Annotated in this window: 11 protein-coding genes; 8 read left to right on the forward strand and 3 right to left on the reverse strand. The window is 70.9% G+C overall.

Features of this window, described 5'->3' with window-relative positions:
- Positions 1–33 precede the first annotated feature (33 nt).
- From ACIQNU_RS00310 to ACIQNU_RS00330, 5 genes are all read left to right on the forward strand, one after another.
- Complete coding sequence (locus ACIQNU_RS00310; protein ID WP_401359077.1) at positions 34–567, forward strand: sigma-70 family RNA polymerase sigma factor; 534 nt, start codon at positions 34–36, stop codon at positions 565–567.
- Positions 564–1,370: an anti-sigma factor family protein gene (locus ACIQNU_RS00315; RefSeq protein WP_401359080.1), complete on the forward strand. Its 807-nt coding sequence runs from the start codon at positions 564–566 to the stop codon at positions 1,368–1,370. The genes ACIQNU_RS00310 and ACIQNU_RS00315 overlap by 4 nt, the downstream gene beginning before the upstream one ends.
- A gap of 197 nt (positions 1,371–1,567) precedes the next feature.
- Entirely contained in the window at positions 1,568–3,877 is a 2,310-nt protein-coding gene (locus ACIQNU_RS00320; RefSeq protein ID WP_401359082.1) for a HelD family protein, read from the forward strand.
- Between the two features lie 370 nt (positions 3,878–4,247).
- Entirely contained in the window at positions 4,248–5,678 is a 1,431-nt protein-coding gene (locus ACIQNU_RS00325) for an NAD-dependent malic enzyme (RefSeq protein WP_401359084.1), read from the forward strand.
- Positions 5,679–6,028: 350 nt separating this feature from the next.
- Positions 6,029–6,310, forward strand: a complete 282-nt coding sequence (locus ACIQNU_RS00330; RefSeq protein WP_161701580.1) for an HU family DNA-binding protein — start codon at positions 6,029–6,031, stop codon at positions 6,308–6,310.
- A gap of 100 nt (positions 6,311–6,410) precedes the next feature.
- Here the strand turns inward: ACIQNU_RS00330 and murA are convergent, their stop codons facing one another.
- Positions 6,411–7,754 carry a UDP-N-acetylglucosamine 1-carboxyvinyltransferase gene (murA, locus tag ACIQNU_RS00335; protein WP_401359087.1) on the reverse strand — a complete coding sequence of 448 codons (1,344 nt, stop codon included), beginning with the start codon at positions 7,752–7,754 and terminating at the stop codon, positions 6,411–6,413.
- 280 nt (positions 7,755–8,034) lie between these two features.
- On the opposite strand from murA, the gene ACIQNU_RS00340 reads away from it, so the two are divergent.
- Entirely contained in the window at positions 8,035–8,610 is a 576-nt protein-coding gene (locus tag ACIQNU_RS00340) for a YqgE/AlgH family protein (RefSeq protein ID WP_401362313.1), read from the forward strand.
- Between the two features lie 35 nt (positions 8,611–8,645).
- Positions 8,646–9,278 (forward strand): hypothetical protein, encoded by a 633-nt coding sequence (locus tag ACIQNU_RS00345; RefSeq protein ID WP_401359090.1) that lies wholly within the window; start codon positions 8,646–8,648, stop codon positions 9,276–9,278.
- Positions 9,279–9,323: 45 nt separating this feature from the next.
- On the opposite strand, the gene ACIQNU_RS00350 is transcribed toward ACIQNU_RS00345, so the two are convergent.
- Together ACIQNU_RS00350 and ACIQNU_RS00355 are read right to left on the reverse strand one after the other, a co-directional pair.
- Entirely contained in the window at positions 9,324–9,845 is a 522-nt protein-coding gene (locus ACIQNU_RS00350) for a hypothetical protein (RefSeq protein WP_401359092.1), read from the reverse strand.
- Positions 9,845–14,377, reverse strand: coding sequence for an RHS repeat-associated core domain-containing protein (locus tag ACIQNU_RS00355; RefSeq protein WP_401359094.1), 4,533 nt, complete (start codon positions 14,375–14,377; stop codon positions 9,845–9,847). Before ACIQNU_RS00355 ends, ACIQNU_RS00350 begins: the two co-directional genes overlap by 1 nt.
- A gap of 215 nt (positions 14,378–14,592) precedes the next feature.
- Here ACIQNU_RS00355 and ACIQNU_RS00360 point away from each other — a divergent pair, with 215 nt between their 5' ends.
- A complete protein-coding gene (locus tag ACIQNU_RS00360; protein WP_401359097.1) occupies positions 14,593–14,889 on the forward strand; it encodes a DUF3039 domain-containing protein in 297 nt (98 codons plus the stop codon).
- The last annotated feature ends 327 nt before the right edge of the window (positions 14,890–15,216 follow it).

Consider the following 15,216-nt stretch of genomic DNA (forward strand, 5'->3'; position numbering starts at 1 on the left):
GCCGATGAACGCCCGCCAAGGGCCCGACATCGCATGACCCAGTCTCCGTCCGCGCCCAGCAGCCCGGACGAGGAACTGATGCGCGCGCTCTACCGCGAACACGCCGGTCCCTTGCTCGCGTACGTGCTCCGCCTCGTCGCGGGAGACCGGCAGCGCGCCGAGGACGTCGTCCAGGAGACGCTCATCCGTGCCTGGAAGAACGCCGGTCAGCTCAATCGGGCCACGGGTTCCGTACGCCCCTGGCTGGTGACGGTCGCCCGTCGTATCGTGATCGACGGCCACCGCAGTCGACAGGCCCGGCCGCAGGAGGTCGACCCGTCACCTCTGGAGGTCATCCCCGCGGAGGACGAGATCGACAAGGCGTTGTGGCTGATGACACTCTCAGACGCACTCGACGACCTGACCCCTGCCCATCGGGAGGTTCTGGTCGAGACGTACTTCAAAGGACGTACGGTCAATGAGGCGGCCGAAACGCTCGGCATACCCAGCGGCACCGTGCGCTCACGGGTGTTCTATGCCCTGCGCTCGATGAAGCTGGCGCTGGAGGAGCGGGGGGTGACGGCATGACGTCGCATGACATGACTCCGAACGAGGCCCACGACGTCCACGAGACGGTCGGTGCCTACGCCCTGGGCATCCTCGACGACTACGAGGCGACCGCCTTCGAGGCGCACCTCGCGGGCTGCGACTGGTGCGCGCAGCAGTTGGAGGAACTTGCCGGCATGGAACCCATGCTGGCCGCCCTCGCCGATCTGCCCGGCGGCCCCGGCATGCAGATGGGGACGCCCGCCATCGGCGAACAGCTCGCCGCCAAACCCAGCAGGCAACTCGCGGACCGGCTCGTCGACGAGGTCGCCGTCCGGCGCGCGAAGAAGCGCCGGCGCGGACTGTATCTGGTGGCCGCCGCCGCTGCCCTGATCATCGGCGGCCCGCTGACCGTCATCGCCGTGGGCGGCGACGACGGCGGCAAGGGCGGTACGACCGGCGTCGAGGCCCATCCGACGAGCCCCGCCGAGGACGCCTTCTTCCACCACATGGACCAGAAGGTCACGGCGACGGACGCGGCCAGCAAGGTGACGGCGACCGTCGGCATGGAGAACAAGGCGTGGGGCACCCACACCGTCCTGGAGCTGAAGAACGTCAAGGGCCCGCTGAAGTGCTCCCTGATCGCCGTCGGCAAGAACGGCGAGCGCGAGACGGTCACCACCTGGTCCGTCCCCGCCTGGGGCTACGGCATCGAGAACAGCACCAACGAGAACGCGAAGAAACCGCTGTACGTGCACGGCGGCGCCGCCTTCGCCGACAAGGACATCGACCACTTCGAGGTCCGCACCCTCGACGGCAAGAAACTCGTGGAGGTCAAGGCGTAGGGCAGGGCGAGGGCAGGGCGTGGAGCAAGGCGTGGTCAGGGTGCGGGGCAAGGCGTCGTCGGCGTGCAGGTCACGGGACAGGTCCAGACGGATACCGATCCGGATCATCTGCTTCCGCCACCGGTGCCGACACGTGGCACCAGAGGGTCCCCTTCGCGTACGGTAGACGGCTGCCATGCACGTCAGAAGGGGGCCCGGTGGCCGCTCAGCACGCCGCTCACGCCGCTCACGCCGCTCCTGATTCCCTCCGCGATCGGGAGATCGCAGTCGAACAGGAGCATCTGGACCAGGTGTACCGACGCCTTGAGGAGAAGATCCACGAGGCGGAGTTCCTGATGCACGACGCGGCCCAGCGCGGCCAGGTCGGCACCCCGGGCGCGCTCGCCGAGCGCGACGCCCAGGTATTCCGGGCCGGAATCCACCTCAACCGGCTCAACAACGAGTTCGAGGACTTCCTCTTCGGCCGGATCGACCTCCTGCCGGGCAAGGACGGCAAGAAGGGCCCGGACGGCGCGTACACGGCCGTCGAGCCCGCCGACGGCGCCGTACGCACCGAGGGCGCCGACCAGGTCGCGGACATCGCCGAGACCCTGCACATCGGCCGGATCGGTGTCCTGGACGCCGACTACACACCGCTCGTCATCGACTGGCGCGCCCCGGCCGCCGCGCCCTTCTACCGCTCGACCCCGGTCGACCCGGGCCGCGTGGTCCGCCGCCGGGTCATCCGCTCCAAGGGCCGCCGCGTCCTCGGTGTCGAGGACGACCTGATGCGCCCGGAGCTGACCGCCCGGCTCGACGGCGACGACCTCGCGGTGATCGGCGACGGCGCCCTGATGGCGGCGCTCGGCCAGGCCCGGGGCCACACCATGCGGGACATCGTCTCCTCCATCCAGGCCGAACAGGACCTGGTGATCAGGGCGCCCGCCGCGTCCGTCACGCAGGTCGAGGGCGGCCCCGGCACCGGCAAGACGGCGGTGGCGCTGCACCGGGCCGCGTACCTGCTCTACCAGGACCGGCGGCGGTACGCGGGCGGCATCCTCATCGTCTCGCCGACCCCGCTGCTCGTCGCCTACACCGAGGGCGTCCTGCCGTCGCTCGGCGAGGAGGGCCAGGTCGCGATCCGCGCGGTCGGCTCCCTGGTCGACGGCGCCGACGCCACGGTCTACGACACCCCGGCGACCGCCCGCGTGAAGGGCTCGTCGCGGATGCTCCGGGTGCTGCGGAAGGCCGCGCGGGGCGCCCTGGAGCTGCCGGGCACACCGGTCCGGCTGCGGGTCGTCGCGTTCAACCGGCGGCTGGAGCTGGAGGCCGCCGAGCTGGACGACATCCGCCGCACCGCGCTCAGCGGCACCGCGCCCGTCAACCTGCTGCGCCCCCGCGCCCGCAGACTCCTCCTGGACGCCCTCTGGCACCGCTCGGGCGCCGGCTCCCGCCACACCGATCCGGAACTCGCGGCCGAGCTGCGGTCCTCCTTCGACGAGGACATCAGCTCCGAGGACGCCTTCCAGGAGTTCCTGGACGCCTGGTGGCCCGAGCTGACCCCGCGCGGGGTGCTCGCGTCGATGGGCGACGAGCGGCGGCTCGGCCGCTGGGCGCGCCGGGAGCTGAACCAGGGCGAGGTGCGGCGCACCGCCCGCTCCCTCCAGCGCGACGCGCTCTCCGTGCACGACGTGGCGCTCCTGGACGAACTCCAGTCGATCCTCGGCACCCCCGCCCGGCCCAGGAAACGCCCCGCCGACGCCGACCCGCTGGACCACCTCACAGGGCTGGAGGAGCTGATGCCGGTCCGTGAGGAGAGCCGCCGCGAGCGGGCCGAACGGCTCGCCCAGGAACGTACCGAGTACGCGCACGTCATCGTCGACGAGGCGCAGGACCTCACGCCGATGCAGTGGCGCATGGTCGGGCGGCGCGGCCGGCACGCCACCTGGACCGTCGTGGGCGACCCGGCGCAGTCCTCCTGGTCCGACCCCAAGGAGGCCGCCGAGGCCCGCGACGAAGCGCTCGGCAGCCGCCCGCGCCGCCGCTTCGCGCTCACCGTGAACTACCGCAACCCCGCCGAGATCGCCGATCTTGCGTCCCGCGTCCTCGCCCTGGCGATGCCCGGCGCGCCCTCACCGACGGCGGTGCGCTCCACCGGCGTACGGCCCCGGTTCGCGACCGTCGGCGACGGCGGCCAGGGCCGCACGGTGCGCGAGGAGGCCGCACGGCTCCTCGACGAGGTCGACGGCACCGTCGGTGTCGTCGTCGCCATGAACCGGCGCGAGGAGGCCGCCCGCTGGCTCGCCGGGCTCGGCGACCGGGTGGTGGCACTCGGCAGCCTGGAGGCGAAGGGCCTGGAGTACGACGCGACGGTCGTGGTCTCACCCGCCGAGATCGCCGACGAGTCACCCGCCGGACTAAGGGTCCTGTACGTGGCCCTCACCCGAGCGACCCAACGCCTCACGGTCGTCTCGGGCCGCCGCGACGACCCGGACACGGACGGCGTACCCGACCTGCTGAGGGAGTGAGGGACACCCCCGTCGGAGGGCGACTTTCTGTGACGGGAATTGCCTTGCGGGGATCGTTTGTTACCGTGGATGCGACACCGGCCCGATCCAAGCCCCCGGGCCCAACCTTCGTCGCTACGAGCGACCACTTGCCGCGAGGCGAGCATGGCGGGTCGGTGTCACTGAACGGAGGAAAGGCCCGTGCCACCTGGTGGTACGGGCCTTTTTCCGGTTGAAGACCGAGCGAACAAAAGGTTCGCAATCCCAGGGCGGCTACCACGTACCCGACGGTAGGTGCGACCATCGGATGACGCCGCCCGTGGCCTCACGGGCCGTGCGCACGCCGCAATCGTGCGCAAGCGACACAGAGGGAAAGCAGAGGAAGTCGGCCATGGCAACGGCGCCCAGCGTCTCCTACTCGATGACGGTCCGCCTTGAGGTGCCCGCCAGCGGAACAGCGGTATCTCAGCTCACCACGGCGGTCGAATCGTCCGGAGGCTCGGTGACCGGCCTGGACGTCACCGCGTCCGGCCACGAGAAGCTCCGTATCGACGTCACCATCGCGGCGACCTCGACCTCGCACGCCGACGAGATCGTCGGCAAGCTCCGCACCATCGAGGGCGTCGTCCTCGGCAAGGTCTCGGACCGTACGTTCCTGATGCACCTCGGCGGCAAGATCGAGATGCAGTCCAAGCACCCCATCCGCAACCGTGACGATCTCTCGATGATCTACACGCCGGGTGTGGCGCGGGTCTGCATGGCCATCGCCGAGAACCCCGAGGACGCCCGCCGCCTCACCATCAAGCGCAACTCCGTCGCGGTCGTCACCGACGGCTCCGCCGTGCTCGGCCTCGGCAACATCGGCCCGATGGCCGCGCTGCCCGTGATGGAGGGCAAGGCGGCCCTGTTCAAGCGGTTCGCCGGCATCGACGCCTGGCCGCTCTGCCTGGACACCCAGGACACCGACGCCATCGTGGAGATCGTCAAGGCCATCGCGCCGGGCTTCGCGGGCATCAACCTGGAGGACATCTCGGCGCCCCGCTGCTTCGAGATCGAGGCCCGCCTGCGCGAGGCGCTCGACATCCCCGTCTTCCACGACGACCAGCACGGCACCGCCATCGTCGTCCTCGCCGCGCTCACCAACGCGCTGCGCGTGGTCGGCAAGGCCATCGAGGACGTACGGGTCGTCATGTCCGGCGCCGGCGCGGCCGGTACGGCCATCCTGAAGCTGCTGATCGCGGCGGGCGTCAAGCACGCCGTCGTCGCCGACATCCACGGCGTGGTGAACGCGGGCCGCGCCGACCTGGTCGACGCCGCCGCCGACTCGCCGCTGCGCTGGATCGCCGACAACACCAACCCCGAGGGCGTCACCGGCACCCTGAAGGAGGCCGTGCGCGGCGCGGACGTCTTCATCGGGGTCTCCGCGCCGAACGTCCTGGGCGCCGAGGACGTCGCCGCGATGGCCGACGACGCCATTGTGTTCGCGCTCGCGAATCCCGACCCGGAGGTCGACCCGGGTCTCGCCCGGCAGACCGCCGCCGTCGTCGCCACGGGCCGCTCGGACTTCCCGAACCAGATCAACAACGTGCTGGTCTTCCCGGGCGTCTTCCGCGGCCTGCTCGACGCCCAGTCCCGCACGGTCGACACCGGCATGATGCTCGCGGCGGCCACCGCGCTCGCCGATGTCGTCACCGAGGACGAACTCAACCCGAACTACATCATTCCGAGCGTCTTCAACGACAAGGTCGCGGGCGCCGTCGCGGGGGCCGTCCGGGAGGCGGCCAGGGCGGCGGGCGCCACTGTGACGGCCACCACGGCCTGACGGCTGCGGCGCGTCGCGGAAGGCACGGCCCGAGCCCGCATTTAGGGTGGCGGGCAGCCAGGGGGTGTCCTGCGGGTGTCCTTTGCCCGCAGGCCCTGCGGTCCGCTGCCGGGAGCGGACGGAGCGTCACCACGTCGAGGCAGTGGCGCTTTTCGTGTGACTCCCACGAGTGCCGGATTGGCGTTCCCGCCGCAGGTGGGGGCAGGATGCATCTCTGGGCGCGAGGGTCTGGCTACGGACCCGGGTCAGGGGGCCAACGAGGGCCCTGGCAACATCGGCTTCGCCGCATCGGATATGCGGCTCTGCCGCGTGGCACGCCTCAACGGCAAGATGAACACGGGAGTACAAACATGAACCGCAGTGAGCTGGTGGCCGCGCTGGCCGACCGCGCCGAGGTGACCCGCAAGGACGCCGACGCCGTGCTGGCCGCGTTCGCCGAGACCGTCGGCGAGATCGTCGCCAAGGGCGACGAGAAGGTCACCATCCCCGGCTTCCTCACCTTCGAGCGCACCCACCGTGCCGCTCGCACCGCCCGCAACCCGCAGACCGGCGAGCCGATCGACATCCCGGCCGGCTACAGCGTGAAGGTGTCCGCGGGCTCGAAGCTCAAGGAAGCGGCGAAGGGGAAGTAGTCCCTTTGACGGCGCTGGGGCGGCACCCGATGGTTCGGGTGCCGCCCCAGTTTTCTGTTCCGGAGGCCGCGGACGTGCGGGTGCCGCCTCAGCCCAGCCCTCAGCCCAGCGGTGTCTTGCCCGGCAGTTCGACCTTCGCGCCCAGCTCCTGGAGCTTGTCCATGAAGTTCTCGTAGCCACGGTTGATCAGCTCGATGCCGTGCACCCGGGACGTGCCCTGGGCCGCGAGGGCGGCGATCAGATACGAGAAGCCGCCGCGCAGGTCGGGGATGACCAGGTCGGAGCCCTGGAGCTTGGTGGGGCCCGAAACGACGGCCGAGTGCAGGAAGTTGCGTTGCCCGAACCGGCAGACGGAGCCGCCCAGGCACTCGCGGTAGAGCTGGATGTGCGCGCCCATCTGGTTCAGCGCCGAGGTGAAGCCGAGCCGGGACTCGTACACCGTCTCGTGGACGATGGACAGGCCCGTGGCCTGCGTCAGCGCGACGACCAGCGGCTGCTGCCAGTCCGTCTGGAAACCGGGGTGTACGTCGGTCTCCAGGGCGATCGACTTGAGCTGGCCGCCCGGGTGCCAGAAGCGGATGCCCTCGTCATCGATCTCGAAGGCGCCGCCCACCTTCCGATACGTGTTCAGGAACGTCATCATCGTGCGCTGCTGGGCGCCGCGCACATAGATGTTGCCCTCGGTCGCCAGCGCCGCCGACGCCCACGACGCGGCCTCCAGACGGTCCGGGACGGCCGCGTGCGTGTAGCCGCCGAGCCGGTCGACGCCGGTGATACGGATCGTGCGGTCCGTGTCCATCGCGATGATGGCGCCCATTTTCTGGAGCACACAGATGAGATCTTCGATCTCCGGCTCCACGGCGGCGTTGGACAGCTCCGTCACGCCCTCCGCGAGGACCGCCGTGAGCAGCACCTGCTCGGTCGTGCCGACCGACGGGTAGGGCAGCCGGATCTTCGTACCGCGCAGCCGCTGCGGGGCCTCCAGGTACTGGCCGTCCGCGCGCTTCTCGATCCGCGCGCCGAACTGCCGCAGCACGTCGAAGTGGAAGTCGATCGGCCGGCCGCCGATGTCGCAGCCGCCGAGGCCCGGGATGAACGCGTGGCCCAGGCGGTGCAGGAGCGGGCCGCAGAAGAGGATCGGGATGCGCGACGAGCCCGCGTGCGCGTCGATGTCGGCGACGTTCGCGCTCTCGACGTGCGTCGGGTCGAGGACCAGTTCGCCCGGCTCCTCACCGGGTCGGACGGTCACGCCGTGCAGTTGCAGCAAACCCCGGACTACTCGGACATCACGGATGTCCGGGACATTGCGCAGCCGGCTCGGGCCGCTGCCGAGGAGTGCGGCGACCATGGCCTTGGGCACGAGGTTCTTCGCGCCGCGGACACGGATCTCTCCCTCCAGCGGGGTTCCGCCGTGGACAAGCAGTACATCGTCGGTGACGGTCATGAATCTCCGCGTTCCGAGTTGGGAGGGGCAAGGGGCCGAGCAGCAAGCGTAATGGCCACGGGCACCGGTTCCGTATGCACGTGCGGTTGCCACGTCGTCATGGATTCGCCACAACACGGCAGGTGGCCGTACGGGCACGCGCGGTGACTCCGTTCGGGGGGTAGCGGTGGGTCCGTCCGGGGTGTGCGCTCCGGCCGCTTCCGTGCGCCCATCTGCTGCCTTCGGACAGGTACGGACGTGGGGTCCCCGTACGCGGGGAAGATGCGGGATCATGTCTGCCATGACCGAGGTGTCCTCGCTCACAGGGCGGCTGCTCGTGGCGACCCCCGCCCTGGCGGACCCGAACTTCGACCGCGCGGTGGTGCTGCTCCTCGACCACGACGAGGAGGGCTCGCTCGGCGTGGTGCTCAACCGTCCCACGCCGGTGGACGTCGGCGACATCCTCGAAGGCTGGGCCGAACTCACCGGTGACCCCGGGGTCGTCTTCCAGGGCGGCCCGGTCTCGCTGGACTCGGCGCTCGGCGTCGCGGTGATCCCGGGCGGCGCCGTCTCGGGCGAACGGGCGCCGCTCGGCTGGCGCCGGGTGCACGGGGCGATCGGCCTGGTCGATCTGGAGGCCCCGCCGGAACTCCTCGCGTCGGCGCTCGGATCGCTGCGCATCTTCGCCGGTTACGCGGGCTGGGGGCCGGGACAGCTGGAGAACGAACTGGTCGACGGCGCGTGGTACGTGGTCGAGTCGGAACCGGGTGATGTGTCGTCGCCGGCGCCGGAGCGGCTGTGGCGCGAGGTGCTGCGGCGCCAGCGCAACGAGCTGGCGATGGTCGCCACGTACCCCGACGACCCGTCGCTGAACTGACCTCTCTGACCTCTCTGGCCGGGCAGAATCGATTCATGGGAACCGACATCCACGGCTACGTGGAGTGCCGCACGTGGGGCCCCGGGCTGGCTCCGACGGAGACCGCCTGGTACCCGGCCATCCCTCTGCCCCTGCTGGGCGTGGCCCGCGACTACCCGGCGTACGACTGCCTGTTCGGGGTGCGGGGGAGCGGGGTGTGGCGTCCGATCGCGGCGGGACGCGGACTGCCGCCCGATGTGTCGGAGACGGCCGGCGCGGAGATGGCGGACTGGGGCGCCGGGGCCTTCGGCGCGACATGGCTGACCTGGCAGGAGATCACGGCCGTCGACTGGGACGAGCCGGCCCTGCCCCGCGCCACGGACATCGCCCGCTACCGCCGGCTCCCCGACGGCACCCTGGAACTCGTCCACCGCTCCGTCTGGTCCCGAGGCTTCGCCCACGCCAGCGGCACGGACACCCTCACGATCTCCCCCGACCGCATCCCCGACCTCTGGGAAGAGGGCACGGAATGGGACACAGGCCGCACGGTGTACCGCGCGGAACGGGCCCGGAGGAGGGATGCGGTGCCGGAGGACGGTTCGTGGGGGGTGGTGTGGGCGGTGATGGGGGCGTTGGCGGGGGTGCATGGGGGGGAGGGGGTGCGGGTGGTGGTTTGGTTCGAGGAGTAGGGGGGTGGACGGCGAACTCCCGCACTGCGGACTCCCGCCCGGAGTTCATGAGGTGTGCGGGTTCGGTTCTGTGGTGATGATGTGGAGCAGTTGGCGGCGGGCTTCTTCCCAGCGGGCCGCTCGGTCCGCCTTCGCCCGGTTCGGGTCGTCGGGTGTCTGTTGGGCGTACCAGCGGCCGAGGTCGGACTGGACGCGGGTCGCCACGTCCCGGACCGTCACCTTGATGCGGCTTGCCGGGCTGAGTGCCCCGGCCGCCTCCAGCATCTCCTGGCAGCCGATCCTGACGGCCCACTCCGCGACCCCGGTCACCGCCGAGTGGCCGGGGAACTCCGTGCCGACAGTGAAGAACTCGTCGCTCGCCCGGACCAGCCGCTCGGGCGCCCGCCCCGGCCCGACGGCCTCACGCGCCGCCGATGTGTAAGCGCGGCAGACCGCGTACAGGCGCGGATCCAGGGCATCGGCCTGTACGTCGAGCGCGTACTCCGCGAAATCGAGGGCCAGGAGCGCCGCCCTGGTGTCGTCCACGTCGCCGAGGAGTTCCCCGACCCTGACCGGAAGAATGATCACTAGTTGTTCCACGCTCCTCGACCACGGCCCATCAGCTCCAGCAGCTTCGGGGTGTCGCCCGAACCGGTGATCACCTTCGACGGGTCCCTGATGCCCACGTGCCGCGCCGCGTCCATGGCGTTCTTGAGCTGCTGTCCCGCGTTGCCGCCACCCATCTTATGGTCGACGACGAAAGCCACCAGATCCTTGGGATCGGACATGTCGACCGCCATGAAGTCCCCCTGGAACTTCTCCCCATGGGTCCGGAAGATCTGGAGGTTCGGCTTCTTCGCCATCAGCTGACGCACGAAGTCCATCTCCGGCGGGCTCAGCTTGTACGCGCCCGGCAACTGCTGTCCCGCCTTGATGCGGATCGGGTCGTACGGCGAGAGACCGTACGGGTCCGCCCAGGTCAGCGGGTTGGGGATGTACGTGACGGGGTTCGGCGCCGGCAGCAGACCGAGCGGGTCCTGACTGAGGTAACGGCCCGCCTCGGGGTCGTAGTGCCGGTGCACGTTGTAGTGGTGGCCGGTCTCCAGATCGTGGTACTGGCCAGGGAAGCGCAGCGGTGTGTACGCGGTGGCGTCGCTGTTCCACGTCGTCGCGCCCCACAACGTCGCGCTGCGGCTCCACACCACCGCGCCCTGCTCGTCGAGCATGTCGGTGGGCGTGCCGATCAGGTCGGTGACGATGGCGTAGAACCGGGTGTCGATGTCCTCCGGCGACGCGTCGCGCGCGCTCGCGTATCCGTCCGTCTGAGACACGGGCGCGAGCCCTCCCTCGTCGAACTCCCAGGTCATCGTCTGCTGCCCCGGCCACTGCGCCGAGGTCGCCGACTGCTCGACCAGCGTCCCCTCGTGCCAGGTGAACACGGTCTCCTCCAGCACGGTGTGCCCGTCCGCCCCCATCCGCTGTTTGGCGATACGACGCCCCAGCGGGTCGTACTGATAGCGCCATACCGTGCCGTCGGGCACCGTCACCCGCGTCAGCCGGTCCTCCGCGTCCCAGGCGTACCGCCACACATCGGGCTTACGGGACAGCCGGGTGCGGCTGCGGGTGACCAGGCGCCCCGCACCGTCATGGGCGTACCGCACGCTTCCGGCGGCTGTCAGCCGGCTGCCTTCGTAGGCGCGGGTGCCGGTGGCGTCGGCGCCGGGGTGCGTGGCGGGCCAGTGCGCTTCGGTCTGGTTGCCCGACGTGTCGTAGGCGTAGGTCTCCGTCCAGCCCGCCGCCTCCACGCGCGTGACGCGTCCGGCGGGATCCAGGTCGTAGCGCCGGTCGCCCGCCCCGGTCAGCGCGCCGTCCGGCCGCCAGGTGTACGCGTGGCGGGGCAGCGCCGCGCCGTGCGCCCCGGTCACCTGCCGGTCCAGCGGCCGATCGGCCGCACCCCACGCCTGGGACAGCCGCAGCGCGGAGCCCCACGCGCGGCTCGTCTCGCGCCCCGCGGCGTCGTGGCCGAAGGCGATCCGGTGCGCCCCGGCGGTGAGCGCGGTCCGCCTGCCCACGGCGTCGAAGGTGTACTCCGTGCGGATCCCGGCGGGTGTCCGCCGCTCGACGAGCTGTCCCGCTGCGTCGTACGCGAGGCGCACGGTCCGCCCGTTGACCGTCTCGGACGTCAACTGGCCGCACAGGTCGTATGTACGGGTCAGCTCCCCGTCCGGCCAGACCGCGCGAACCAGCAGACCGGCCGCGTCATAGGTGAGGTCGGTCGCCCGCCCCTCGGCCTCCGTCCGGACGACATGGCCCAGCGCGTCGTGCCGGTGGCGGACGACCTGCCCGGACGCGGTCGTCCGGGACGTGAGCTGTCCCGCCGCGTCCCGCTCGTAGCGGCGCGCCCGGCCGTCGAAGTCCGATTCGGCGATCAGCCGCCCGGCCGCGTCGTAGCCGTAGTCCCAGGTCCGCCCTGCCGCATCCGTCACCCGGGTCAGCCGCAGCGCCGGGTCGTGGTCGAACCGGTAGCGGGCGCCGTCCGGTTCGATCCGGGCGCTGAGCTGGTCGAAGTGCGTGTACTCGTAGCGCGTCACCGCGTCCGCCGCGTCGGTGTGCGTGACGCAGTTGCCCTCGGCGTCGTAGTCCCAGCGCTCGGTGGCGCCGTCCGGGTCGGTGAGGCTCAGCAGATTGCCCTCGGTGCTCCAGTCCCAGCGGATGGTGGCGCCCAGCGGACCGGTCTCGGCAAGGGGGCGCCCGAAGGTGTCGCGCTCGACCCGGACCCGGCCGCCGTTCGCGTCGACCGACTGCACGGTGAGCCCCGCCTCGTCGCACAGGAGCCGTGTGGTGCGGCCCAGCGGGTCGGTGACCGAGGTGAGCCGGCCCGCCTCGTCGTACGTGAAGTGGCTGGTGGCGCCGGTGGGTTCGGTGAGGGTCAGGCCGTTGCCGCGCGCGTCGTAGGTGCGGGTCCAGCGGCGGCCCCCCGGCAGCACCATGTCCGTGACCGGGCCGAGCGGGTGGTACGCGACCGTGGTCTCGCCTCCGTCGGGGGCGCGGATCAGGACAGGCCGCCCCGCCTCGTCGTTCACGTACGAGGTGACCCGGCCCAGCTCGTCCGTGAACGACGTGACGTGGTGGTACCGGTCGTACGTCGTGCGGGAGGTGTGGCCGAGGGGGTCGATCTCGGCGACGACCTGGCAGGCGTCGTTGATGACGAACCGGGTGACGGCGCCGTCGGACGTCGTGAGGGTGGTGACCCGGTGCCCGGGATGGTTGGGCAGGGTCTGGTCGTAGTCCAGCGAGACCGCGAGATGCCCGGCCTCACCCGCCTCCGCGACACAGCGGTCGAGAGCGTCGTACGTGTACGAGTAGCCGCGCCCGTTCCGGTCGGTCCAGGAGATGATCCGGCCGCGCTCGTCGTACGCGTATCGCAGCGGCAGACCCGAGGAGTTGATGTCTTCCGTGAGCAGGCCGTCCGTATAGCCGAAGCGCTTGACGGTGACGTCGCTCCCGTCGTCGCCCGCGCCCACCAGACGGAGCGCGACGACCCGGCCGTCGTCCGTCTCGACCTTGAGGTGGTACCCGCCGGAGTGCCGTACGTCGGTGGGGGCGCCGTCCGCGTCGTGGTCGAAGGTGATGTGGTTCCCGTTGCGGTCGGTGATCTGCCGCAGCCGGGCGACCCCGCCGCCCGGCGCGGCGAACCGCCGGGTCTCGCCCGTGTCGGTCAGGGTGACCGCGTAACCGCCGTCGTCCAGCCGGCGCAGCGGCCACCGCTGGCCCGTCTCCGGGAGTACGGGGAGATCGGGGCCCTCGGGGTGCGGGTACGGCAGGAGCTGCCCGCCCTCCGAGACGTAGATGACGCCCTGGGCGTCGACCTCCAGGTGCTCGTCCAGACTCGACGCCCAGCAGGGCCCGAACCACCAGCCCGCGCCGTAACCGGACTCGACCCGGCGGGAGAGCACCAGGGGCAGCAGGCCGGGCAGTTCGATGTCGGTCTGCGGCAGGTACATCTTGCCGGTGGCCAGGTCGATCGGGTCGGTCATCTTGTTCCAGATCGCCTTGGCGTTCCTGCCGAAGGCGTCCTTGCCGCGACCGAGCATGTTCCGGCCCGTCTTGCCGAGGCCCTTGAGCCCCGCGCTCATGCCCTTCATGCCGGCCTTGAGCCCCTTCAGGCCCTTGGCGATGCCTCGGAGGCTGGTGAGGGCCTTCATACCGGGGATGCAGTCGAGGGCCGCGAAGCCCACATCCCAGAGACTGGCTTGTCCCTTCGCGTATTTGCTCAACGTGTCCGCCAGGACGACGAGAGCCGCGATCAGGACGATCGCTCCCAGGATCGGCCCGCCGATGATCAGGGCGACGATGCCCACCACCGCCACGACTACCTTGCAGACCGCGACAATGGTGTCCCAGTTGTCGGTGAACCAGTCGCCGACCTCCTCCCACCACTTCCGGTTCTGGATCCCCGCGTCCGACGCGTCGCCGATCTTGTCCTTCGCCTCGCGCGCCGCGTCCTCCCGCATCTTCCGGGCGTCCGCGGCCATCTTCTTCGCCGCGTCCAACGCGTTCGACGCCGACGACACATCCGACTGGGCGCTCGTACGCGCGTCCTTCGCGCTCTGCGCGTCCCGGGTCGCCGCCTTCACCTTGTCCGGATCCGGCTTCGGCACGTCCTTGCCGCCGGTCGGGTCGTCCTTGTACTTGTCCGCCTCCTTGCCCGCCCGGTCCACCCAGGATTCGGCGGAGGTGAGACGGGACTGGGCGGAGGAGAGGTCCGCCTGCGCCTCGCGGCCCTTCACCAGGGCCTTGTCCGCCAGCGCCTGGGCGCGTTCCAGTTTCGGCCAGTACGCGGCGAGCGCGTCGCCCGCCATCTCGTACGACTTCTTCAGCTTCCGCAGATTCTTCGGGACGCCCGAGAACTCGTCCTGGAAGGCTTTGGCGGACTTGCCCGCCCACGTCAGGACCGCGTCCTCCTCCGCCATCCCCTTGACCAGCCGCAACGCCTCGGCGACGTCGTCCGCGAAATCGTGCAGACTCTTCGCCAGCGTCCGCACCCGGTCCGGATCACCCGGCGTCGGATCCTTCTCCAGGTCCAGGACATGCCAATCCGTTGGCCGATTCCCCGCCATCCGAAACCCCCCGGTTCGCTGTCGTGAACGGTCGTCGCCGAACGCGCTCGCGAAGTTACTACGGAGTTCCGCGCTGCGGGAAGGGCGTCCGGAAGGCGTTCGGAGGCGGGCCTGATGTGGGTCTGATGTGGGCCTGATGTGGGCCGAAGGTGGTTCGGGGGGCGTTCGCCGGGCGTCCCGGCCGTTAGGGCGGGGCCCTGGGTACCCTGGATCGCATGAGCACTCTTGAGCCCGAGCGCGGGACAGGTACGGGGACCCTCGTAGAGCCGACGCCGCAGACGTCGCACGGTGACGGTGATCACGAGCGCTACGCCCACTACGTCCAGAAGGACAAGATCATGGCGAGCGCGCTGGACGGCACGCCCGTCGTCGCGCTCTGCGGCAAGGTCTGGGTGCCCGGCCGCGACCCGAAGAAGTATCCCGTGTGCCCCATGTGCAAGGAGATCTACGAGTCCATGGGAGCGGGCGGCGACAAGGACAAGGGCGGCAAGGGCGGCGGCAAGGACAAGTAGGTCGGCGTGACACGTGACCGGGTTTTCGCGTGCCGCGTGCCGCCTGGTCGGCGGGGCGCGGCACGGCCGGACCGGAGCGGGGTCTGAGCGTCGGTTTCCGTGTGCGGGTCGTGGGTGGTTGTTTGCGCAGTTCCCCGCGCCCCTTCCAGGGGGCTGATCCCGGCCTCCACAGCGCGCCGCCAGGGTCCTGCCCCGCGCGGTGATTTCGTACGACACAGAGCCGCGGTACCCCCCGTACGGGTGCCGCGGTTTTGTCATGCCCGGAAGCGCCCGGGAAGGGCGGTCGCGGGGACGGGGACGGGTGACCGATTTCGGCTCCTGGGTCAC

Source organism: Streptomyces sp. NPDC091292 (assembly GCF_044757265.1).
Lineage (GTDB): Bacteria > Actinomycetota > Actinomycetes > Streptomycetales > Streptomycetaceae > Streptomyces.

Coding starts and splice junctions, on each gene's coding strand:
- ACIQNU_RS00360 (WP_401359097.1), top strand. CDS start 14,593: ATGAGCACTCTTGAGCCCGAGCGCGGGACAGGTACGGGGACCCTCGTA.
- ACIQNU_RS00345 (WP_401359090.1), top strand. CDS start 8,646: ATGGGAACCGACATCCACGGCTACGTGGAGTGCCGCACGTGGGGCCCC.
- ACIQNU_RS00355 (WP_401359094.1), bottom strand. CDS start 14,377: ATGGCGGGGAATCGGCCAACGGATTGGCATGTCCTGGACCTGGAGAAG.
- ACIQNU_RS00340 (WP_401362313.1), top strand. CDS start 8,035: ATGACCGAGGTGTCCTCGCTCACAGGGCGGCTGCTCGTGGCGACCCCC.
- ACIQNU_RS00330 (WP_161701580.1), top strand. CDS start 6,029: ATGAACCGCAGTGAGCTGGTGGCCGCGCTGGCCGACCGCGCCGAGGTG.
- ACIQNU_RS00315 (WP_401359080.1), top strand. CDS start 564: ATGACGTCGCATGACATGACTCCGAACGAGGCCCACGACGTCCACGAG.
- murA (WP_401359087.1), bottom strand. CDS start 7,754: ATGACCGTCACCGACGATGTACTGCTTGTCCACGGCGGAACCCCGCTG.
- ACIQNU_RS00325 (WP_401359084.1), top strand. CDS start 4,248: ATGGCAACGGCGCCCAGCGTCTCCTACTCGATGACGGTCCGCCTTGAG.
- ACIQNU_RS00310 (WP_401359077.1), top strand. CDS start 34: ATGACCCAGTCTCCGTCCGCGCCCAGCAGCCCGGACGAGGAACTGATG.